This window comes from Thalassococcus sp. (genome assembly GCF_982780845.1).
This window is the reverse complement of record NZ_CEYADA010000005.1, coordinates 143,875-164,989: the sequence shown is the minus strand read 5'-3', so window position 1 is coordinate 164,989 and position 21,115 is coordinate 143,875. Positions and strand designations below refer to the sequence as shown.

The window sequence follows — 21,115 nt, the reverse complement described above, 5'->3', positions numbered from 1 at the left end:
CCAACGAGCTGAAGGTCCTCTCCTCCTCCCTTTGAGACCTTCGGACTTCGCGGCAAGGTCTCTCCTCCTCCCTGACCTTGCCGCACCCGAACATAGGGATACCGGCGCAAGGCGCTGCTGATCCCAACGAGCTGAAGGTCCTCTCCTCCTCCCTTTGAGACCTTCGGACTTCGCGGCAGGGTCTCTCCTCCTCCCTGACCCTGCCGCACCCGAATTCGGCGAAAGCCAGTGATGAAACGGCCTGAACACATGATGTTCAGGCCGTTTTTGCGTTTTGGCCCTGCTTTTTCTGACGGCGTGCTTTTCCTTCCCGCTGCCATTCGGTAGAGGACATACCAACTGACAACTGCGGGCCCCGACGGCCCGACGCAACAGGAGCTCCGGCCCGATGGCGATGGAAAAAACCTTTGACGCAAAAACAGCCGAGCCGCGCATTTCCGAGGCTTGGGAAACATCCGGTGCCTTCAAGGCAGGCGCGAACAAAAGCCGGGATGACTCGTTCTGCATCATGATCCCGCCGCCGAACGTGACTGGCGCTTTGCACGTCGGCCACGCGTTCAACAACACGCTGCAAGATATCCTTGTTCGTTGGCACCGTATGCGCGGGTTCGACACGCTCTGGCAGCCCGGTCAGGACCACGCGGGTATCGCGACGCAGCTGCAGGTCGAAAAGATGCTGGCCGCCACAAACCAGCCCGGTCGTCGCGATCTGGGCCGCGAGGCATTTCTGGACAAGGTCTGGGAATGGAAAGGCGAATACGGCGGCACGATCATCAGCCAGCTGAAACGCCTTGGCTGTTCCTGCGACTGGGATCGCAACGCCTTTACCATGGCAGGTGCCCCAGGCGATCCGCGTACAGGCCACGAAAATTCCCCCAACTTCCACGATGCCGTCATCAAGGTCTTCGTCGAGATGTACGAAAAAGGCCTGATCTACCGCGGCAAGCGTCTGGTCAATTGGGACCCGCACTTTGAGACGGCGATTTCCGACCTTGAGGTCGAGAACATCGAAGTCGACGGCCACATGTGGCACTTCAAATACCCGCTCGCCGGTGGCGAAACCTACACCTACGTCGAAAAAGACGAAGACGGGAACGTCATCCTGTCGGAAGAGCGTGACTACATCAGCATCGCGACAACCCGCCCCGAAACCATGCTGGGCGATGGCGCGGTTGCGGTTCATCCTGATGACGAACGCTATGCGCCCATCGTTGGCAAGCTGTGCGAAATCCCTGTTGGGCCCAAAGAACAGCGCCGCCTGATCCCGATCATCACCGATGAATACCCCGACATGACCTTTGGGTCAGGCGCGGTGAAGATCACCGGTGCGCATGACTTCAACGACCACGAAGTCGCCAAACGCGGCAACATCCCGCAGTACCGCCTGATGGACACACGCGGCGCAATGCGTGCCGATGGTGCCCCCTATGCGGAAGAGGCCGCGAAAGCCGCGGAATATGCGGGCGGCAAAGAGTTCACCGTTCAGGAAATCGACGCGATCAACCTTGTCCCCGACGAATATCGCGGGCTGGACCGCTTCGAGGCCCGCCAAAAGGTGGTCGCGGCGATCACAGCCGAAGGCCTTGCCGTCATGACCATGTCCGACGACGAACGCCTTGGCCCCAAGCCCAAGCTGAAAAAAGGCGAAGAAGCCCCCGAGGTCGTCGAGGTTCCGCTGGTCGAAGCCAAAAAGATCATGCAGCCCTTCGGTGACCGTTCCAAAGTGGTTATCGAACCGATGCTGACCGACCAGTGGTTTGTCGAGACGTCGAAAATCGTCGGCCCCGCGCTGGATGCTGTCCGCAATGGCGACATCAAGATCATGCCGGAATCCGGTGAAAAGACCTATTACCACTGGCTGGAAAACATCGAACCTTGGTGTATCTCGCGCCAGCTGTGGTGGGGTCACCAGATCCCTGTATGGTTCGATGAAAACGGCAATGAATACTGCGCATCTTCCGAAGAAGAGGCACAGAAGAAAGCCGGCGAAGGCGTTAAGCTGACCCGCGACCCCGACGTTCTGGATACATGGTTCAGCTCGGGTCTCTGGCCCATCGGGACACTCGGCTGGCCCGAGCAAACGGATGAGCTGAACCGCTTCTTCCCGACCAACGTTCTGATTACCGGCTTTGACATCCTGTTCTTCTGGGTCGCCCGCATGATCATGATGCAACTGGCCGTGGTGGATCAGATCCCGTTCGACACCGTCTACCTGCACCAGCTCGTCCGTGACGAGAAGGGCAAGAAGATGTCGAAAACCACCGGTAACGTCATCGACCCGCTGGATATCGTCGACGAATACGGCGCCGACGCGCTGCGCTTTACCAACGCCTCCATGGCGTCGATCGGTGGCGTTCTGAAGCTGTCCAAGGACCGCATCGCAGGCTACCGGAACTTCGGCACCAAGCTGTGGAACGCGGCCCGCTTTGCCGAAATGAACGAAGCCATCGGATCGGACGGCACCCTGCCCCAGCCCTCTGAAACCGTGAACAAGTGGATCCTCGGCGAAACCGCCAAGGTTCGCGAAACGGTTGACGACGCGCTGACAGGCTACCGCTTCAACGATGCTGCCAACGCACTTTATGCCTTTGTCTGGGGTAAGGTCTGCGACTGGTATGTCGAACTGTCCAAGCCGCTTCTGATGAACGGCACCGACGCGCAAAAGGCCGAAACCCGCCAGACCATGGCATGGGTTATCGACCAGTGTCTGATCCTGCTGCACCCGATCATGCCCTTCATCACAGAAGAGCTGTGGGGCACGCTGGGCGAACGCAAGAAGATGCTGGTTCACGGCGATTGGCCGACCTACACGTCTGCCGAACTGCTGGATGCCGATGCGGACCGCGAAATGAACTGGGTGATCAACCTGATCGAAGGCGTACGTTCGGCCCGCGCACAGATGCACGTACCTGCTGGCCTGTATGTCCCGATGGTCGTGACCGAAATCGACGCGGCAGGCGACGCGGCCTGGGCCAACAACGAGACGCTGATCAAGCGTCTGGCGCGCATCGAAAGCCTTGAGAAGGTCAGTGACATGCCCAAGGGCTGCGTCACCATCCCAGCGGATGGCGCGACCTTTGGCTTGCCCTTGGCCGACATCATCGACGTGGCCGAAGAAATCGCCCGCCTTGAAAAGACGCTTGGCAAATTGGGTAAGGAAATCGGTGGCCTGAAGGGACGCCTGTCGAATCCCAAGTTCGCAGAAAGCGCCCCCGCCGAAGTGGTTGAAGAAACCCGAGACAACCTGACGGCGCGGGAAGAAGAGGAAGCAATCCTTAAATCAGCCCTGACGCGACTTAAGGAAATCGGTTGATTTCGTTGAACAAAACAAGCCGCAGCGCCAAAATCGCTGCGGCTTTTTTCTTTGTCCGGACCGCTGATTAAAAAAAATGTAAAAACTTGCATTTTCTTTGTTCAAAGGGTCTTGAGCCTGCCAAAACTTTTATCTAATAGAGCCTCCAGTGCCCCTATAGCTCAGCTGGTAGAGCAACTGATTTGTAATCAGTAGGTCCGCGGTTCGAGTCCGTGTGGGGGCACCACTTCCTTAAATCGAAGGCTGCTTAAACGAACGGGCTCGGGATCGAACCGTAACGCATTTGGCTGCGCGAACTTTGATCGTCTTCGTCGAGTGGATGCCGCCAAGGCGCGTATCGTGAACAATCCGCCGCCTAATTTTTGACTGTTGTAAAATCGTCACCAATCGAAATTCGGCACATTTTCCGTTTTGATTTCATTTTTGCGCCTCATTTCTACTTTTTGGTGTACCCTGTAAGAAAACCACAAGGGGCATTGAAGTGTATATTTTAGCAGTAGACGATGATCCCATCATTTTAGAGCTTGTTGTCGAAGTTGTTCGCGCGATGGGTGATCACACGATTAAAGGCGTCGGTAGCGGCGCTGAAGCAATTGAATTTCTTGCCGAGAACCCCGGCGTCAAAGTTGACTGTTTCCTGTTGGACATCCAGATGCCAGGCATGGATGGTATCACCCTGTGCAATGCCTTGCGCACAAGTGGTGCCTTTCCCCGAACTCCAATCGTTATGCTGACCGCCATGTCGGACAAGGGCCACATTGATGCAGCCTTTGCCGCGGGCGCGAATGACTATGTGGTCAAGCCGTTCGAAGTGTTCGAACTGCAGACCCGCATCCGCCAGGCGGAAAAGCGTGCAGCGGCGCTTGAGGCCCAGATGGAGGATATCACGCCCGAAGAAGACATGGCGCGCAAGCCCGGGCTTCTTGAGCAGATCCATATCTATGACGTGGACAACGTGATCGATTACTTCGCGCTTGAAAACTACGTACCGCTTTTGTCGCGCCGGTCCCTGTTCGGGTCTGTCGTGTTCGGATTTCAAATCCGTCACATCGAGAAAATCCACGAACTTGCGACCAGCCTTCAGTTCCGCGGTCTGATTGCCGACGTGGCGGAAACCATTTCCGATCATTTGCGCCCCTATCAGTATCTGATGTCCTACGCGGGAAACGGCACCTTTTTATGCGTTCTGGAAGAAAACAAAATTCCGAACCGCAAGTCGTTGACCGACAACATCAACATCGCAATCAACCGCCTCGAAATGCAGGTCCCGACTCCGCGTGGCCTGCCTGTGCGGGTCTGCTGTGGTGATATGGTGCGTCTGCTTGGGTATCGCCGCGATCTGATCGAAAACGCTCTGGTTGTAGCCCGCACGCAGGCCGAACAAACCGCAGCAGACATGGACCGCGACTTTGACAACATGTGGTTTTATGGGCGGACAGCATGATGACAGGGCAAAGCACACTGGAAGAAGGGCTGTCGCGCATCAGGCACAGCTTTGTAACCAGACTGTCGGGTTATTCGGTTGATCTGTTGGCGTTTCTGGCGGCGCCAACCAGCATCGAAACCGTCGATAGCGCGTTGTTCGCGCTTCACAAAATATCCGGATCAGCCGCAACTCTCGGCTTTTCGGAATTGGGCATGCAGTCAAAACAAGCAGAAGAGATTTTGCGTGAAGATTTGACGAAGTACGCCTACCCTTCGGACATTTCGGTTGATGCAGTGCGTGTTGTTTATCTCACCTCCCAAGAAATTTTGGATGCGTCAGCGTAAGAAATCGACAGACAACCAAAGCGCGTATAAATTTGATACGTGACCACTTATTTGTGTCACATAGTGAAAATCAGATGATTTCGGGTTGTGTCATCTAGGAACGAGTAAGAAGACGTTTTCCAAAGAATAAAAACTCAAGAATGAGGGGCGAAACGTTGGGGCAGTTCGCAGGTGGAAAACTACAGGCTCTGGCCGTGTTGTTGGCGTTGCTGACGACGGCTGTTGTGTCGCTGTATTTTCGTGACATCGAAAACGAAAACGCGTTGAAAGATTTCAAAGTTCTGGCAACCGAAGGCACCGACGCTTTGGATGCCAGACTGCATCAGTACATGGTAGGGTTGGAAGGTCTGGGCGGGCTGTTTGACGTCACAGGCACACCGGATCGTAAAACGGTTGAAACCTACGTGGCCTCGCTTCAGCTGGATGAACTGCTGCCTGGCATCAACGGCATCGGGTTTATCGAATACGTCCCTGCCGATCAGCTTGACCGCTTTGTTGATGAGTCCGCCCAATTGGGCATCGAAGACATCAGGGTGTACCCCCCATCTGATCGCGATGTCCGCTTTGTCATCAAATACATCGAACCATATGTCGGCAATGAAGAGGCGCTGGGTCTGGACATCTCGTTCGAAGAAGGGCGCCGGACAGCTGCTTTGGCCGCGCGCGACACCGGCTTGCCGCATATGACACCGCGCATCTTGCTGGTTCAGGATGACAGCCAGACGCCCGGTTTTTTGCTGCTCCGTCCCTACTATGCGCCGGACGCCGAAATCGACACGGTGGAACAACGCCGCGCGGCGTTCAAAGGCTGGGTCTATGCCCCCTTCATCGGTGCCCGCACGCTGGAAAACCTGACGTCATCGCAGAACCAAGCCTACAGCTTTTCCGTTTATGACGGCGAGGCGACCGAGGCTGATATGCTGATCTTTGACAGTTCAGCCGGCGAACAGAACACCCACACATCGTTTTTCAATACGCAGTCCCAGCTAGAGATTTACGGTCGAACATGGACAATCAATTGGGAAAGCCTGCCTGACTTCGAAGCCGCCAAACGCAGCAACGGATACATTTTCGTGATTGTTTTCGGACTATTACTGACCGGTCTGCTCTATGCTTTGCTACAGAACCTGTCCCAGAGACAGAAAACTGTCGAACAGATTGTCCGCCGCAAGACGCTCGATCTGGAAGCGCAGAAGGTCCAGAATGAATCCATTCTGAACAACCCCCTTCTGGCAATCATGATCACCGACGCAAAGGGCCAAATCCTGCGTCGGAACGATGCGTCGAACCAGATCCTTGAAATCGGTCACGATTATGTACCGAACCTGCTGACAGTCGTACCTGAAGTGACCGGAATGGAGGGCGGAACACGGACGCGCTTGGAGTTCCAAGGCAAAAACAGCGTCAAAATCCTTTCTGTGAAAAAGAACGACTGGACCACTCCCCATGGCGAAAAGCGGTCTACCTATTTTTTGCGCGACATCACAACAGCCGAGGCAACCTCGGCCGCTGCAATCAATGCGGAAAAGCGTTTGGATCTGGCGCTACAGGCCTCCGAAATCGGGGTTTTCGAAATCGATCTGGCAACAGGGGAATCGATCGTTTCCGACATGTGGATGCGCATCATGAACGTCCCCGACTGCACGAAAGACTTTGATGCCCAAGCCTATTTCGAGGCGTCCATTGATCCCGATGATTTCCGCATTCTTCAGGCCAATGACTCGGCTTGCATCCAAGGCAAGGAAGAGCGGACCACCACCGAATTCCGCGTCCATCTGGACAACGGCACACGCTGGATGCGCTCGGATGCATTTGTGTCCAGCCGCGATGCAAATGGCAGGGCGCTTAAACTGGTCGGAACGCAAATCGACATTACCGCGTCCCGTGAAATGGACCGTGTGAAAAACGAATTCATTGCCACAGTCAGCCACGAACTCCGTACGCCGATCACCGCGGTTAAAGGTGCGATCGGTTTGCTTAAGGCATCGCCGGATTTGTCGCTGCCCGCGCCCTCTGCCCGTCTTCTGGACATTGCGCAAACCAACGTGGATCGCCTGACAGAGCTGGTGAACGACATCCTCGATCTTGAACGGGTTCAAGCCGGGCACATGCGACTTGAATATAAAGACATCGCCGTGAACACGCTGTTGCGCGATGCCCGCGAACAAATTCTGCCAATCGCCAAAACCGCAAACATCAACGTGGACATTCAGCCGGCCGACAACGATCCGGTTTTGCCGATGGACCGTAGCCGCATGCTGCAAATCATGGCGAACCTTCTGTCGAACGCCTGTAAGTTCGCCCCCGCAGAGACAACCATTCAGGTCGGTGCGGAAACCGTTGGATCGCAAGTGCGCATCTATGTGCGCGATGCAGGCCCGGGTGTTCCCAAAAGCTTTGTACCATCACTGTTCAAGCCCTTCTCGCAGGCGGACAATTCCGACACACGCGAAAAAAGCGGCACAGGGCTTGGCCTGTGCATCGCACGGGAAATCATCGAACGCATGAGCGGTCAGATTGGCTATCGCAAAACCGACGACAATATGACCGAATTCTGGGTCAGTTTGACTATGCCAGAGTCATTTTCTTCGGAAAAACAGGCGCTTCGTCTTGTTCAGTAAGGCAAACTGAGCACACAAAGACGCAGGATGGCCCTATTGTTGTCATCAATTCGACTACCACGCTCCGTAGGGTCAACCCAAGGTCCGATGCTGGTTTCCAGCGGATCGGAAAGGGTAGTCGTAATGAAGTTGTTGAGTGTCAGAAATTTCATCAACACTGCGGTGTTCGGCATCGCGGCCATGCAATTGGTTGCGCTTTTCGACGTGCAGCATCAACTGATTAGCTATGACGGCCTTGCCGTCTATTTGCCGTTGGTATCCGCAGTCGGCCTGATTGCCCTTTGGATCGGCTACCGCAAATTTGCCCGCTCCGAAAAGAAAATCCGTGCCAAAAGCCTGCAACTCAGCCAAGAGTCTTTGGCGCTGAACACCCACGGCCTTGTCCTGGTGACCGACAGCCGCGGCATCATTACGCACGCCAATGAAAACTTCCTGAAAACAACAGGATACGACTATGACGACATCATCCAGCAGCACGTGGATATGTTGTATTACGTGCAAGATATCCAACAGCGGATGGAGCTGAAGGCAACCGTTGACGCTGGCGGCTGCTGGCAGGGTGAGACCCGTATCCGCAAAAAAGACGGCAGCACGCTCTGGACCAGCCTGACTATCCTGCCCGGCTATGACCGTTTCGGCAAACAATGCGGCGCGATCTCGGTTCGGACGGACATTACCGAAATCAAAAACATGCGCGTCACTCAAGAGGTCTTCAAAACGCTGAACTACCTTGTGGATGAGGTGTTTATTTTTGAACTGGATACGCTTCGCCTGAAATACGCAAACAGCGCAGCCGAGGCAGCGCACGGGTTGGAACATACTGCTGATCCCGACACCTCCATGCGCGATGTGCACCCCATCTACGCGACCGAATGTTTTGAGCACGCTTTGGACACCTTGCGAAGCGCCAAAAACAACGTGGTGAATTGCGAAGTTGAAAAGAACGGCAGGCACTATGCCGCGCGACTGCAACTTTTGGAATCTGAGAGTGGTTCTAACGATGTTCTGGCCAGCTTCCATGATGTTTCCGAACGGGTCGAAGCCGAAAAGCTACGGGGCGAGTTTATCTCGATCGTTAGCCATGAACTGCGCTCGCCTATGACATCGGTCAAAGGGGCAATGGGCCTTCTGCTGGCCGGATCTGCCGGTCCGCTGGATGGCAAGGTGCGCGATATCCTTGAAATCGCCCACCGCAACTCGGACCGATTGATCAACATCATCAACGACCTACTGGACATCGAAAAGATCGCGGCAGGCAAAATGTCCTTCGATTGTGGCGCCTATGAAATTTCCGCCCTGCTGGACGAAGCTGTTCTGGCGAACGAAAACTTCTCGAAACGGTTTGATGTGACCATCGAACGGGATGAGAACCTGAAGGGTATGGTGTTCATCGATTTTGATCGCAGCCTTCAGGTCATGAACAACCTGCTGTCGAATGCGTCCAAATTCTCGCCTCCGGGTGGGGCTGTAAAAGTGGGCGGTCGCGAAACCGCGCAGGCCTTTGAGATCACCGTTGCCGATAGTGGCCCCGGTATTCCCGCCGATATGATCGGTAAGATTTTCGACAAATTCGCGCAGGTTGAACGTCACAAGGACGGGCCCGTCCGAAGCACCGGCTTGGGGCTGGCGATTGTCAAAGCCATTGCCGAGGAACAGGGCGGCACTGTGTCCGTCACCAGTGAACTTGGGCAGGGATCAACCTTTACCGTCAGCTTCCCCAAGCTGCAGGCCTCGGAAATTACGCCAGACTACGATGAGTTGGAGCAAGCCTCATGATCAAGATTCTGCATGTTGAAGACGATCAGGACATTCGCGAGATTACCCAGCTTTCTCTGGCCCTGAGCCCGGATATCGAGTTGATCCAATGCGTTACAAGCGAAGAGGCGCTTGAGGCCACAGCTAACCTAGTTCCCGATCTGTTTCTGCTAGACGTCATGATGCCCGGTATGAGCGGGCCCGAGTTGTTGGCCGAACTCCGCAGCCGCCCCCACCTGCGGCAGGTCCCTGCCGTGTTCATGACCGCCCGTGTTCAACGCAATGAAATTCAGGCGTTTCTGGAACAAGGGGCAATGGACGTGATTGCCAAACCCTTTGATCCGGTCACATTGGCCGAACGCGTGATGGCGATGGCGGAAAAGGGCCGTTCGTTGAAGGAACAGGACAAGAAATCCGCATCCTGAGCCGGACATCTAGCCGACTGTCAGATCACCTCTGATTTGCGGATGTCTTCCAGTGCGAAATCGATCAACGCGCGGATTTTGCGGGGCAAGGTCCGCCCTTCCAGATAGACCGCGCTTAGCGGGATCGTTTCGCCCTGAAAGTCGTCCAGAACGCATTGGACCGAACCATCCCGCTCAAGCTCGCCCAGCGCAAATCTGGGCAAATGGGCGACGCCCAATCCCTTTGACGCCAGTTCCGCCGCCGCACGGGCAGAATTGACATGAAACCGCCCCTGAACGGTGACGACATGATCCTGCCCTTGTCCGCGATACACCCAGCGGCGCGAAACCTTGCGGTTTGTGTCCACGATGCACGGCAGGTTTTCCAATTGATCGGGATGATTGATGGGGCCGTTCTCGGCCAGAAAATCAGGGCTTACGACGGTGATTGAGCTCAGCTCACCTAACTTGCGCGACTTCAAAGACAACATCTCGGACCGTCCGATGCGAAAGGCCAGATCAATGCCATCGCGGGCCAGATCAACATAGCTGTCGCTCAGGCGCAGATCGAAACTGACGCCGGGGTTCGCCGTCGCGAACCGCGCCAACATCCCTACGACATAGGATTCACCGAAAGTCACCGGAGCAGACACGCGGATCACGCCCGTGAAACCGCGCGACCCTTCGGCCACTTCTGCGAGCAGGTCATCCAGATCATCCAGAATGGCAGGTGCGCGCGCCAGTAGGTCTTCGCCCGCAGGTGTCAGCCCCACACGGCGCGTGGTGCGCTGAAGCAGGCGCACACCTAACCGTGCCTCTAGTTCCGCCACGTATTTCGATGTCAGCCGGTTCGAGACGCCCAGTTGATCCGCTGCTGCCGTGAACGACCCCGTCTGCGCGGTTGCCACGAATGCCTTGAGTTCGTCTGTGATATCCATCTGCGCCCCATTTGGAACATTTCGTTGATAGTTATTCCATGAATTCTCCATTTCATGGAATGGAAGCAAGCCCTAATTTGAGGTCAGAACATAAACGCCCCCAACCGAAACCAGATGACGGGGCCGATCACGAGGAGACTGAAAATGTCCACTGCAACAAATACCGACTACGCCGCCGCCCTACTTCGCGTATCCAGCGGCGCTCTGTTTCTGGCCCACGGTCTGATGAAGGTGAATGTGTTCACCGTCGCTGGCACTGTCGGCTTTTTCGAAAGCCTCGGCCTGCCCGGCTTTCTTGCCTACCTGACCATTATCGCCGAAATCGGCGGCGGTCTGGCGCTGATCCTTGGCGTTGCGACACGTCTGGTATCGCTGGCCCTGATCCCTGTGCTGTTTGGCGCGACATGGGTTCACTGGGGGAACGGCTGGACCTTCTCGAACGAAGGTGGCGGCTGGGAATTCCCGCTGTTCTGGGCAGCCGCCCAAGCCAGCATCGCACTTCTCGGTGCAGGCGCCTTCGCCGTCCGCATCCCCGCGCTGAACAACGCGCTTGGCAAATTCGCCTGAATACTATGGGGTCGCTGATATGCGGCCCCACCCCTTCGCAGGAGGAAAAAGATGATCACTCCGACAAACCTGACCCAATTGCAGGACCGCCTGAAGCCCTCTGACCGGATGCCTCTGGTCTTTTTGGGTCATGGCAGCCCGATGAACGCAATCGAAGATACGGAATACAGCCGCACGTGGACGGAACTCGGGCGCACCCTGCCCCGTCCGCAGGCCATTCTTGTTGTCTCGGCCCACTGGATGACACGTGGCACCACACTGGTCGATGTGTCGGAAATGCCCAAGACGATCCACGATTTCTATGGCTTCCCCGATGCGCTGTTTGCCCAACAGTATCCGGCCCACGGTGCCCCTGAACTGGCGCGGGATGTGGTCAGCCTGTTGGCCAGCCACCATGCCCAGGAAGACGATACCTGGGGTCTGGACCATGGCGCATGGACGGTTCTGAAGTTCCTCTATCCCGATGCGGATGTGCCGGTGTTCCAAGTGTCCATCGACATGACCCGTGGCCTGGACTACCAGCTTGAGATCGGGCGCAAACTGTCCGAACTGCGGGATCGCGGTGTGTTGATCCTCGGGTCCGGAAACGTGGTTCATAACCTCGGTGCGGTCCAATGGGGCAAAAACCGCAAACCCCACGACTTTGCGCAGGAATTCGACACGCTGTTTGCAGATAAGCTTGAGGATCGCGACTTTGCCGCTCTGGCAGATCGCAACGGCCTTGGCACGCTTCTGCGGATGGCTCATCCGACGGTCGATCACTATCTGCCCGCACTGACCGTGTCGGGCGCGGCCGATGATGGCGATGACCTGACATTTATGACGGACACAATTGATCTGGCGTCGATCTCGATGCGGTCGTTTGTGTTCCACGCACGATAAGGAAAAGACATGCTTGTAGACGGCAAATGGCAGGAAAACTGGCAACCGGTGCAGAAGGCCGACAAGGACGGACGCTTTGTGCGACAGGTGTCCAGCTTTCGCAACTGGATCACTCCGGACGGGTCTGCGGGCCCGACCGGTGAGGGTGGCTTCAAGGCCGAGGCTGGTCGTTACCGTCTGTACGTGGCGCTGATCTGCCCATGGGCCTCGCGCACTCTAATCGCCCGCGCTCTGAAGGGGCTTGAGGATGTGATCCCTGTGACCATCGTCAACCCGACGCTGACAGATCAGGGCTGGCAGTTCGGCGGCTACGCCGGTGCTGACGAAGATCCCCTGTTCGGATCGACCTATATGCACGAACTTTACACCCGCGCCGATCCAGAATTCACCGGACGGGCCACCGTGCCTGTCCTGTGGGACATGAAGCAGAACGTCATGGTCAACAACGAAAGCGCCGACATCCTGCGCATGCTGGACACCGCGTTCGAAGAATTGGTGCCGTCAGATGTACGCCTGTTCCCCGAAGCCATTGGCGATCAGATCGAAACCCTGAACAAGCGCGTTTATGACAAGCTGAACAACGGCGTCTACAAATCCGGCTTTGCCTCGTCGCAGAAAGCCTATGACGAAGCGGTGTCGGAAGTGTTTGAAACGCTGGACATGCTCGAAGACAAATTGACGGGCGATTACATCTTTGGCGACCAACTGACAGAAACGGATATCCGTATCTTTGTGACGCTGATCCGGTTTGATGCGGCCTACTACGGCATCTTCAAAACCAACCGTCGCCAGATCGCAGATTATCCGCGCCTGTCCGCCTACATGGAGCGCATTCTGCGCCTGCCGGGTGTGCGTGATACGGTCGACATGGATCACATCACGCGGGGCTACTATTCGATCAAGGCGCTGAACCCAAACGGTATCCGCCCTGTCGGCCCTGACCACATCACCAAACTTCTAGAGGCGGTCTGAACCGCCTTTAGGATCACAGGACGTCTGACAGGATGTCGGGATCAACCAATTCGATCCGCTGACGGGCGGATCGAATTGCTTTTTTCTTCACCAGTTGCGTCACCGCACGGCTGACCATTTCGCGGTTCGCGCCGATGCTGGCGGCGATTTCAGCATGCGTGGGCGCGTCATTGATCACCCCGCCCTTTTCCAGAACATCCCGTTCCAGCGCCATGCTGATCAGGAACGACGCCACGCGCTGCCCGACCGAGAATGTCGTCAGCTCAAGGTTCTTTGCAGTCAACTGGCGCACCCGCGTGACAAGACTGTTCACAACATAGGTCCGGATCGCAGGCACCTTGTTGAACAACTCTAGAAAGGTTGCCTGCGGCATCACCAAAACGCGGACGTCGCTGCGCGCTACGATAGCCAGTGAACGCTCACCGCCATCCAGCGCAGCCATTTCACCGAACAGGTCCCCTTCAGAGAACCGTGTAAAGATGATCTCGCGTCCTGCCTCGGTCCAGTAGAGCGCCAGCAGCTTGCCTTCCAGCAGGATATAGACATCGTTGCTGGTGTCCTGCTGGTTGAACAGAATTTCCCAAGGCGCAAAGGATTTTTCCTGAATATCAAGACTGATCCCCTTCAGGTCATCAGCCGACACATCCGCAAAAAGCGGAACATTTGCCTTGATCAGGTCATCGACGGTCATGTCCGTTGCCCCCGTTCGTCTTCGTAAAACGTTTAGTCAAAATGCACCCATGCCACTTACTCTTAAAAGCGCACCGCGTATGTGCCTTTCCTCACGACGGAAAGTCCAGAACGCCACCAATCACATGCGCCCTTTGCTTTTCAGGAAGCGCGGCAGACTGCGACGTGTCCGGCATAATCACCACCTTCACCGCGGCCCCAGCGTCCTGCACGCTGTTGACCTGATACTGCGTTGTTTTGGTACCAAAAGCCGCAATTCCACCGACAGTCAACTCGGCTTTTGATTGAACGGAAAACTTCTGGTCCACGTCAGATTTGTTTATCCCGTAAAACCACAGGGTGATTGTGGGATCATCCGAAATGACAAAGGTCTTCACCCGCGCGAACGTTTTTCCCTTTCCGAACAACGTCCCGGCATCGAACAAACTGCTCTGAAGTTGAAAACCCGTCACGTCCTGACCTGTCTTCTGGGCAAGCTGGGAAATGACGTTTTGGCTGTACCACCCCGTGCTCAGATCATCCGCAATATCCTGCGGGTGTGACGACACAAGGGTCACGCCGCAATAATCGATATCCATGATAACGCGGCTGGCAGCCGTCCAGAGATCTCCGGCAGATCGCTGCTGACTGCCATCTTGCGCGCTGATCGAAAACTGAAGCATCGAAGGCGTGATCGGTCCGATCAACTGGTTGTCGACCTTCATCTTCATCGTGTTGTTTCCGGTATTGTCGAACTCAAGCGTCACGTTCATTTGCGGTGTTCCAGAGGTGATGCTGGTCGCCAGATCCGTCACATCGGGCAACCCCTTGTAGGCTGGCACCCAATCCGTAGGACCTGTCTGCATCCCGCCGTTTTGTTGATCCGGGGTTTTCACGTTTTGGCTGGCTTGCGACAGCAGGTTCATCGCGTCTTGCTGAAGCTTCATACTGCGCCGCATGTTCTGTGCTTTCAGCGACCAGCCCGAGAATTTGGTCTCGAGCACCGTCAGCGAAATAGGCCACGATTTGCCCGCGCCGACATAATGCTCTTCAATATATTGCTCGACGAACAAGATCTTATCGATCGTTCTGCCGTCCTTGCCTTGTAACTGCTGTTTGCGGATGCGCCCCAGATCCTTTTCGAATTGCTTGACCAGTTCGTCCGAGGCTTTGGAAAATTCCCTGTTCGCAGCATCTTGCGCTTTGGCATCTGCTGTCGACACATTGAAGGTGCTCGCATTCAGGATATCGCAATACCGGCTGCTAAAGCGACTACCGGCGATGTCCGCGGTGCCATCCCCGTTCGCCACCACCAACTGATCAATCAATTCCAAAGTCGCCGGATTGTAGTAGGCCGAAGCACCGTACTGCAGCACATAGGCAAAACCGGACGGATACCGGATGACAGTGAAACCCGGATCGATTTTTGCGCTCAGTGCCGCCGAAATTTGTTGGCGGATGGCTTCGCTGACCTGTTGATTGACGTTGGTTGTCATAGCGCCACCATAATCCGAAAAAGGCCGCCCCGTGGGGCGACCTTCGGGGATTGTGATGCAACCCGATCAGGAGATCGGATACTGGGCCACACCACCCAGAACAAAGCAGACCTGCTTTTCGGGCGGGATGTTGCCTTTGATTTCCGGCGGAGACATCGTGACAGTCACAGTGCCGGACGCCGAAGACTTGTCGACCTTGGTGATGGAATAGCTCTGGTTCATAGAGCCCACCTTGAACAGACCGAACAGCTTCACATCGACCGAGGAGTTTTCTTTGAACTGCGAGGTGACTTCGCTTGCCTGATCCGCAGAGAACGTCATCGAGATGGTCGGTGCCTGCGACACAACAAGTGTTTTGAAGCGTGAGAACGGCTTGCCCTGGCCGAACATCTTGTCAGGCGCATACTGGTTCGAGCTGTCGATCTTGAAGCCCGACACGTTCGGGTTGCCCGACCCGTCTTTGATGCTTTGCAAAAGCATCTCGTCGTACCAGCCCTTCGTCATGTCTGAGTTCAACGTCAGCGGATCAATCTGAACGATTGTGACGCCTTTGTATTCCATGGTCACGTCCAGCGACGAAGAAGACGACGTGTTTTTCGACCAGTCATAGCTGGACCCGCCGCTCAGGCCGATATCGAAGACATCAAAGACCGGAATGGTAAAGCCTGCGCTGCCCGAAATGTGGAACGTCGCAGACGACGAGCTGAAGTTCGACGCTTTAATGTTGACCGAAACCGAGCTGCCTTCGTTGGCCAGTTCGCTCAGCAGCTTTGTGCTGTCGGGCATCGGTGTCCATCCGACATAGAAATCGTTCGCATCGATTTGCAGGCCACCGTTCGCCGCAGACGGGTTCTTGGTGTGGTCCATCGCAGCTGTCAGCTGATCATTGGCAAGCGCCTGGGCACCCAGAATGGTGTTCAGCGGCGAAAGCTTTTGCAACGCGGTGGTGATCGCAGACCCGAGCGACGCGTAACCCGCATTCGGTAGGCTTTGCGCAGCAGCCGCGATGTTGCCTGTGGACCAGTCCGTCGCCTTGGCGCTGAAGTTTTTCAGAACAGCAGAGATGATCGTACCGTAGGTTACCGGTGTCACGCTGTAGGCGGCGACAAAACCGCTGGACGTGCCAGCGTTCACAACATTGACCTGCGCGGCATTGATCAGCGGATTATTGACGGTCTGCTGATCGGCGGTCGAATACTGATACTGGGCGTTGGTCAGGATGCTGTTGTAAAGCGTGCTGAACTGATGGTTGCCCAGCGTAAGCATCCCGTTGCTGCCGATTTCCAGTGCGCCGTTGAACGCGTCCAGCATGGTCGAGTTGTAGTAAGCGGATGCGCCATACTGCACAGTCGGGTGGAAGCCCGGAGGATAGCTGACCATCTCGAACTTGCCGGGCAGCTGGGTACCGAGCAAGGTGTTGACCTCACCAGTAACGGAATTCACAAAAGCCTGTTGGTCGGGGGAAAGTTGTTTAGCAAGCATTGGCTTTCTCCTTGAGAAAATCTGAGGATTGAAATTGCCTTCAAGACAGAGAGCCGGTGAGCTCAAGTGCGGTTCTCCCTGTGCCAACACATTACGAAATCAAAATTCGAACGAATGTGTCGAAGCACACCTTTGCGCGAATTAATCCCAGAAAATGCAACCGACCCCGCGCAGATCACTGGCGGGGTCGGGTCCTACTTTTAAAAAATGCGCACTCAAGGCTCTGGTTTTTCAACGAAGTTTCAAACGTCCCTCTTTTGCAAAAACCAATGCCGATTTCCGGTCAGAATTTTTTCTGGAACAGGAAATTCGCGCCGGTCGCTTCGTAATCATCCACACCAAGACCGTCATAGAACGCCGATAGGCTGATCTCGGTCATGTTTTCGAATTTGATTCGAACACCTGCATCGATTCGTCCGCGCGTTGTCTCCGTGGTCTCGACGGCCGAACGGTACGTCGAATGGACGCCGCTTAGCTCACCGGTCAGCACTGTAACGCTAGAGGACCGTGCAATCGTCTGTTCGAACCCGATGCCAAAGCTGGACTCGCTCAGGGACACGACCTGCGATCCGACCTTGTTTCCCTGGTCGTCCGTATAGGCCTCTTGAACATCTTCCACATAGGCAACATCCAGTGCAGGGATCAGCGTCAGGCCGTCTTTGACGTCATAGCGCCCTTCCAGACCAAGCGTTGCCAACGTCCGGCGGGATGTGAAATCACCCTCCGATACATCCGCGATCTCAAGCCGGTTCTCGGCACGACCATGAAGCAACGATGCGCTGTAGATCAGCTCGGTTCCGTTGATGCGCCCGACAACATATGGGCCCGCCAGCCAGCCTTGGCCTTCGAAGGTGCCCTCGGACACGTCGGCTTTGGTGTCATCAAGCTGAACCATCGCGCCCACAATCAGTGAATCGCTTTGCATCAGATGTGCGCCGAATGTCAGGTTCACATAGCGTTGGTCATTGCCGCTGCTACGCGACCAGACACCTTGCAACGACGTCCAGAAAGGCGCGTCGCCCATCGTCGAAACACAGGCACTGCCCGAGTCTTCGCGCACCCGCAGTGCAAAGCATTTGCCACTGCGGTCATGCATCAGGCTACGCAAATCAGGCTGTGCCAGCATCAACGCGCGTGCCCGTGCCGACATACCTTCGGCGTTACCTTCTTCTGCAAGTTTGAACGCGTTTGGCGAAATTGCGAACAAGGCGGACGCCAAGTTCGTATTCCCCGCTTCATCAGACACGGCGTCTGCCAGCATTTGAACCGTTACGGGACTTGCCGCCTTTGTCGGGCTCAGTACCAGAGTTGCAGAACTGACAAAGCCGGGGATCAGCGCCGTCGGGTTGCCGGACACTTTGGTGGTCGTCCCCCCGAAGAGGTCCACGATCGTGGCATTTTCGATCAGAAAATCCTCTTCCGACACGCCCGACACGGGTTCGCTGAACGTGACTTGAACAGTGATGTTCTCGCCCAATTGGAAGCTTGATCCGCTCGCGGTCATGGTGACGGTCGGTCGCGTGGTGTCCTGCGGGGCAACCACGGTAACCAAAACGGTATCAGGGGCGCTGTCCACGGTTCCATCATTGGCGATCAACTGGAACTCCAAAACCTCATTCGCCCCGTTGAAAGCCAATGTAGGCGCGGTGAACGTCGGTTGCGTTGCGGTCGTACTGCTTAGCGAAACGGTTGTGCCCGAGATCTGGGACCAGACATAGGTCAGCTCATCCGCATCCCCATCTGTCGCCCCACCGGACAAAGTGACCGAAGCGCCAGACGCGACGACTTGATCAACGCCCGCATCGGCAACCGGTGCAGAGTTTGTTGGTGCAGAAACCGTGATCGTGACGGAATCCGCACTGCTGGATGCCACGCCATCGTTCACAATCAGGCTGAACGTCAGGATGACATCAGGATCGCCAATTGCCACGGCGGGCGCTGTGAACGTCGGACTGGCGGCTGTCGTACTGGACAGCGTCACAGCCGAGCCACCTGTTTGGCTCCATTCATAGGTAATGGTTTGGCCATCTGGATCGGTGGCAGAGCCAGAAAGCGTAACCGTGCTCCCCCCATCAACAGCTTGATCGGGCCCTGCATTCGCAATCGGCACCGTGTTGGCTGGCGGATTCACGGTAATCGTCACTTGGTCCGGATCACTGTCATCAAATCCGTCGTTCAACACCAGTTGGAAAACCAGATCTTCAGACGGGGCGCCCACAGCTAGTGTCGGGGCCGTGAACGTCGGCGACGCCGCTGAAGTGTCGGACAACATAACCGTGGTGCCGGACACCTGTGTCCATTGGAAACTGAAGGGATGTGCGTCTGCATCCGTGCCGGAACCCGACAGGGTCACGCTTTCCGCGCTGTTAACGCTTTGATCAAGGCCCGCGTTTGCAACAGGTGGCGTGTTCGCAGGCGCCTGAACAGTGATCTGAACCGTGTCCGTATCTTCGTCTCCGGTGGCTTCTGATACCGTCAGTTCGAACACAAGGATCGCATCCGGGTCGCCAATCGAAAGGGTCGGTGTACTGAATGTCGGTGACACCGCGGAAGAACTGGACAACGTCACGGCTGTGCCGCTGGTTTGGACCCAATCATAGGTCAAGGTTTGACCGACGTTGTTCGCACTGGATGCAGAGCCATCAAGTGTCACTGTTGTCGGTGCTTGAACGGTTTGATCCAGCCCCGCATCAGCCGTTGGCAAAACGTTTGCGGGCGGTGTGACGGTAATGTCGACCGTGTCGGCAACACTGTCGTCCGTGCCGTCATTCACAATCAGGCTGAACGTCAGAGTTTCGTTGGAAGCCCCCGGCACAAGCGTCGGCGCGGTAAAGGTCGGGCTAGCTGCCGATGTGCTTGAGAGGGAAACCGTTGTTCCTGCCGTTTGCGTCCATGAATAGGTCAGCGGATCACTATCAGGGTCGGTGCCGGACCCCGCCAATGTCACCGTCGCGCCGGATGCAACAGTCTGGTCTGTCCCTGCATCGGCTGTTGGCGCATTGTTAACAGCAATAACCGTTGCACTGCTTACGACAGTTGTGCCGGTGGCTCCGGACAAAGCGAATTCATACTGACGACGGATGCTGTCTGCGTTAGATGTACCTTGGAACACGATCCCCATATAGGCGTCGCTCGCAAAGGTACCGGTGCCCACCGTCGCACCATCCAACGTGATGATCGTAACATCTGTCATGGCGCACCAAGACTCGATTTCGGCCTCGGTAAGTGCCCCTTGGCCCGCGTCAAATCCATCATTGCCAAAATAAAGCGAGTCACCCGTGTACTTATAAAGGTTGTTGCCGAAGGGTAAGTCTTCAAGCACGACCCCAACAATTCCACCGTCGGCCCCGATTTTGAAACGGCAAGCTCCGGTAGACCCTTCAGGCTCAACCAGTTGTGCAGGTATTGCCTCTAATGCGTGCGACGGCGAGGCGATCAATGTCGCAAAACAGGCCACAGCCCCAACGGCCAGCGCCCGAAAGCCATTATTTTTCAAAAACATGCATCCAACTTTCGAAAGAAAATTTCTGGGCATAAATACAAACGCCCCCGTTATTCAATTTGATTAAAAATAATTTTAAGGTCTGTGACCTTTGACACAGAGCCCCTGGCGGGAATGGGGCAATGTCTTGACATGAGAAGCGGAGAATAGCTCTGCACGACATGAACAGGAGGCTTCCCCGTGGAACCCTTAATCGGCCAAATCATTCTTTTCGGCGGCAATTTCGCGCCGCGCGGCTGGGCATTTTGCGATGGGCAATTGCTGCCTATCTCCAGCAACTCTGCTTTGTTCTCGATCTTGGGCACCACCTACGGCGGCGACGGGCGGACAACATTTGGCCTGCCGGATCTACGGGGCCGCGTTCCGATGCATGCAGGATCAGGTCCCGGACTTACGCCGCGGGCGATCGGGCAAAAATTCGGCGTCGAAGACGTTACGCTGACGGCAGCACAGATGCCGAACCACACCCACACGCTGAAGGCCAACCCGCTGCCGGCAAATGCCAGCTCGGGTGACAGTAATGTTCTGGCCGGTTCGCAGTCTTACCAGACCGGCGCGAGCCCGCTTGCGGACATGAACGCAGCGTCGGTCACGTCGGTCGGCGGCAGCCAGTCGCACACCAACGTGCAGCCGTCTCTGGTCACAAATTACATCATCGCGCTTCAGGGCATTTTCCCGTCGCGCAGCTAAGAACACCGACTTTCATGACGAAAACCTTTCCTCCATTTTTTTCATGACGAAATG

General features: G+C 55.9%; 15 protein-coding genes and 1 tRNA gene. 11 read left to right on the top strand and 5 right to left on the bottom strand.

Features of this window, described 5'->3' with window-relative positions; translation table 11 throughout:
- The first annotated feature begins 388 nt into the window (after positions 1–388).
- The 7 genes from AC4FIA_RS07635 to AC4FIA_RS07605 all read left to right on the top strand — a co-directional run bounded on the left by AC4FIA_RS07635 (position 389) and on the right by AC4FIA_RS07605 (position 9,884).
- Positions 389–3,313 carry a valine--tRNA ligase gene (locus tag AC4FIA_RS07635; protein ID WP_490365359.1) on the top strand — a complete coding sequence of 975 codons (2,925 nt, stop codon included), beginning with the start codon at positions 389–391 and terminating at the stop codon, positions 3,311–3,313.
- A 150-nt stretch (positions 3,314–3,463) separates the two neighbouring features.
- Positions 3,464–3,539 (top strand) — tRNA-Thr (locus tag AC4FIA_RS07630).
- Between the two features lie 255 nt (positions 3,540–3,794).
- Positions 3,795–4,757: a response regulator gene (locus tag AC4FIA_RS07625; RefSeq protein ID WP_490365358.1), complete on the top strand. Its 963-nt coding sequence runs from the start codon at positions 3,795–3,797 to the stop codon at positions 4,755–4,757.
- Positions 4,754–5,083: an Hpt domain-containing protein gene (locus tag AC4FIA_RS07620; protein ID WP_490365357.1), complete on the top strand. Its 330-nt coding sequence runs from the start codon at positions 4,754–4,756 to the stop codon at positions 5,081–5,083. Before AC4FIA_RS07625 ends, AC4FIA_RS07620 begins: the two co-directional genes overlap by 4 nt.
- Before the next feature lie 140 nt (positions 5,084–5,223).
- On the top strand, positions 5,224–7,704 hold the full coding sequence (locus tag AC4FIA_RS07615) for a CHASE domain-containing protein (RefSeq protein ID WP_490365356.1): 2,481 nt from the start codon (positions 5,224–5,226) through the stop codon (positions 7,702–7,704).
- Between the two features lie 123 nt (positions 7,705–7,827).
- Positions 7,828–9,480, top strand: a complete 1,653-nt coding sequence (locus tag AC4FIA_RS07610) for an ATP-binding protein (RefSeq protein WP_490365355.1) — start codon at positions 7,828–7,830, stop codon at positions 9,478–9,480.
- Positions 9,477–9,884, top strand: coding sequence for a response regulator (locus AC4FIA_RS07605; RefSeq protein WP_287476484.1), 408 nt, complete (start codon positions 9,477–9,479; stop codon positions 9,882–9,884). The genes AC4FIA_RS07610 and AC4FIA_RS07605 overlap by 4 nt, the downstream gene beginning before the upstream one ends.
- A 20-nt stretch (positions 9,885–9,904) precedes the next feature.
- Here the strand turns inward: AC4FIA_RS07605 and AC4FIA_RS07600 are convergent, their stop codons facing one another.
- Positions 9,905–10,801, bottom strand: a complete 897-nt coding sequence (locus AC4FIA_RS07600) for a LysR family transcriptional regulator (RefSeq protein WP_490365354.1) — start codon at positions 10,799–10,801, stop codon at positions 9,905–9,907.
- A gap of 144 nt (positions 10,802–10,945) precedes the next feature.
- On the opposite strand from AC4FIA_RS07600, the gene AC4FIA_RS07595 reads away from it, so the two are divergent.
- The 3 genes from AC4FIA_RS07595 to AC4FIA_RS07585 are packed head-to-tail and all read left to right on the top strand — an operon-like array spanning position 10,946 to position 13,222.
- The gene (locus tag AC4FIA_RS07595; protein ID WP_490365353.1) at positions 10,946–11,368 is read left to right on the top strand and encodes a DoxX family protein; all 423 of its coding nucleotides are present in this window, start codon (positions 10,946–10,948) and stop codon (positions 11,366–11,368) included.
- 51 nt (positions 11,369–11,419) lie between these two features.
- On the top strand, positions 11,420–12,250 hold the full coding sequence (gene ygiD, locus AC4FIA_RS07590; RefSeq protein WP_490365352.1) for a 4,5-DOPA-extradiol-dioxygenase: 831 nt from the start codon (positions 11,420–11,422) through the stop codon (positions 12,248–12,250).
- A 9-nt stretch (positions 12,251–12,259) separates the two neighbouring features.
- On the top strand, positions 12,260–13,222 hold the full coding sequence (locus AC4FIA_RS07585) for a glutathione S-transferase family protein (protein WP_490365351.1): 963 nt from the start codon (positions 12,260–12,262) through the stop codon (positions 13,220–13,222).
- A gap of 13 nt (positions 13,223–13,235) precedes the next feature.
- Here the strand turns inward: AC4FIA_RS07585 and AC4FIA_RS07580 are convergent, their stop codons facing one another.
- From AC4FIA_RS07580 to AC4FIA_RS07565, 4 genes are all read right to left on the bottom strand, one after another.
- Complete coding sequence (locus AC4FIA_RS07580) at positions 13,236–13,913, bottom strand: Crp/Fnr family transcriptional regulator (RefSeq protein ID WP_490365350.1); 678 nt, start codon at positions 13,911–13,913, stop codon at positions 13,236–13,238.
- Positions 13,914–14,004: 91 nt separating this feature from the next.
- Complete coding sequence (locus AC4FIA_RS07575; protein WP_490365349.1) at positions 14,005–15,387, bottom strand: hypothetical protein; 1,383 nt, start codon at positions 15,385–15,387, stop codon at positions 14,005–14,007.
- Positions 15,388–15,453: 66 nt separating this feature from the next.
- Positions 15,454–16,869, bottom strand: coding sequence for a hypothetical protein (locus AC4FIA_RS07570; RefSeq protein ID WP_490365348.1), 1,416 nt, complete (start codon positions 16,867–16,869; stop codon positions 15,454–15,456).
- Positions 16,870–17,152: 283 nt separating this feature from the next.
- Positions 17,153–20,371 carry a PKD domain-containing protein gene (locus AC4FIA_RS07565; protein WP_490365347.1) on the bottom strand — a complete coding sequence of 1,073 codons (3,219 nt, stop codon included), beginning with the start codon at positions 20,369–20,371 and terminating at the stop codon, positions 17,153–17,155.
- Between the two features lie 180 nt (positions 20,372–20,551).
- On the opposite strand from AC4FIA_RS07565, the gene AC4FIA_RS07560 reads away from it, so the two are divergent.
- On the top strand, positions 20,552–21,061 hold the full coding sequence (locus AC4FIA_RS07560) for a phage tail protein (protein WP_490365346.1): 510 nt from the start codon (positions 20,552–20,554) through the stop codon (positions 21,059–21,061).
- The last annotated feature ends 54 nt before the right edge of the window (positions 21,062–21,115 follow it).

Excerpts from the sequence above, each read along its gene's own strand:
- AC4FIA_RS07565 (WP_490365347.1), bottom strand. The coding sequence starts at position 20,371 with ATGTTTTTGAAAAATAATGGCTTTCGGGCGCTGGCCGTTGGGGCTGTG.
- AC4FIA_RS07580 (WP_490365350.1), bottom strand. The coding sequence starts at position 13,913 with ATGACCGTCGATGACCTGATCAAGGCAAATGTTCCGCTTTTTGCGGAT.
- AC4FIA_RS07595 (WP_490365353.1), top strand. The coding sequence starts at position 10,946 with ATGTCCACTGCAACAAATACCGACTACGCCGCCGCCCTACTTCGCGTA.
- AC4FIA_RS07605 (WP_287476484.1), top strand. The coding sequence starts at position 9,477 with ATGATCAAGATTCTGCATGTTGAAGACGATCAGGACATTCGCGAGATT.
- ygiD (WP_490365352.1), top strand. The coding sequence starts at position 11,420 with ATGATCACTCCGACAAACCTGACCCAATTGCAGGACCGCCTGAAGCCC.
- AC4FIA_RS07615 (WP_490365356.1), top strand. The coding sequence starts at position 5,224 with ATGAGGGGCGAAACGTTGGGGCAGTTCGCAGGTGGAAAACTACAGGCT.
- AC4FIA_RS07610 (WP_490365355.1), top strand. The coding sequence starts at position 7,828 with ATGAAGTTGTTGAGTGTCAGAAATTTCATCAACACTGCGGTGTTCGGC.
- AC4FIA_RS07570 (WP_490365348.1), bottom strand. The coding sequence starts at position 16,869 with ATGCTTGCTAAACAACTTTCCCCCGACCAACAGGCTTTTGTGAATTCC.
- AC4FIA_RS07600 (WP_490365354.1), bottom strand. The coding sequence starts at position 10,801 with ATGGATATCACAGACGAACTCAAGGCATTCGTGGCAACCGCGCAGACG.
- AC4FIA_RS07575 (WP_490365349.1), bottom strand. The coding sequence starts at position 15,387 with ATGACAACCAACGTCAATCAACAGGTCAGCGAAGCCATCCGCCAACAA.
- AC4FIA_RS07585 (WP_490365351.1), top strand. The coding sequence starts at position 12,260 with ATGCTTGTAGACGGCAAATGGCAGGAAAACTGGCAACCGGTGCAGAAG.
- AC4FIA_RS07635 (WP_490365359.1), top strand. The coding sequence starts at position 389 with ATGGCGATGGAAAAAACCTTTGACGCAAAAACAGCCGAGCCGCGCATT.
- AC4FIA_RS07620 (WP_490365357.1), top strand. The coding sequence starts at position 4,754 with ATGATGACAGGGCAAAGCACACTGGAAGAAGGGCTGTCGCGCATCAGG.